Annotated in this window: 1 protein-coding gene; it reads right to left on the bottom strand. The window is 66.6% G+C overall.

Translation table 11 applies throughout. The features are described from left to right. Window positions 1–848, bottom strand: an 848-nt coding sequence (locus Vqi01_RS30365) for a WD40/YVTN/BNR-like repeat-containing protein (protein ID WP_204038561.1), incomplete at both ends; no start/stop codon positions are given.

An 848-nucleotide genomic window follows, 5' to 3' on the forward strand; every position in this document is an offset into this window, starting at 1 on the left:
GGTCTCCGCTCTCGTAAAGGTGCGGCCTGCGTCGGTGCTGGTCATCGGGCCGTTGAGTTCCGTGCCGATCAGCAGTTGTCCGTCCGGCCTGACGATCGCGCCCAGGATCGAGGCGGGTTGCGCTTCGCCGTGTCGGATCCGGGTCCACGTTCGGCCCGCGTCCGTGCTGGTGTACATGGGCCCGAAGCCGTTCTTGGCGTCCTCGCGCTGGACGGAGAACAGCGCGTATCGGAGGCTGCCGGGTCCCACCAGCAGCTTGGGCCCGTGCAGCAGCTTGTCCGGCTTGGGGAATCGTGACACCGACCAGGTACGGCCGCCATCGCGCGTAGTGGCCAGAGCGGGAACGCCTCCCCGCGCGGTGCCGGAGATCCATCGGGTGCCGTCAGGGGCGATCGTGGACTCCGACGAGCCATGGACCCGCTCCAACGGCACGTTGGGCACCTTCAAACGCAGGCCGGTGTCCGGGTCGATCACTGTCAGTTCGCGGATTTCGCAGTTCGTATCGCGGCAACGAGTGTGTAGACGCCCGGCGGCTGGGATCTCGGCGACGGTTCGCGCCGCGGAGTCCGGTGCCGAACGCCACGTACGGCCGGCGTTGATGCTCACCCACCACTTTCCGCGGTCTTCGATCACGACAGTATGTGTGGTGACGGCGTGCAGGTCGGCGCTATAGCCCTCGGTCGGTGCAACCTTCGCCATCGGAAGCGCCCGATGCTGATAGGTGCGACCACCATCCATGCTGACAGCCAGGCCGTACGAGCAATGCTGCTTACCGTCGGGGCACGTCGCGGTCAGCGCGAACCCGTGATCCCGGTCGACGAACTGAACGAACAGGGCATCGAAACGCG

The sequence above is a fragment of the Micromonospora qiuiae genome, assembly GCF_016863555.1.
In the GTDB taxonomy this organism is placed as follows: Bacteria; Actinomycetota; Actinomycetes; order Mycobacteriales; family Micromonosporaceae; genus Micromonospora; species Micromonospora qiuiae.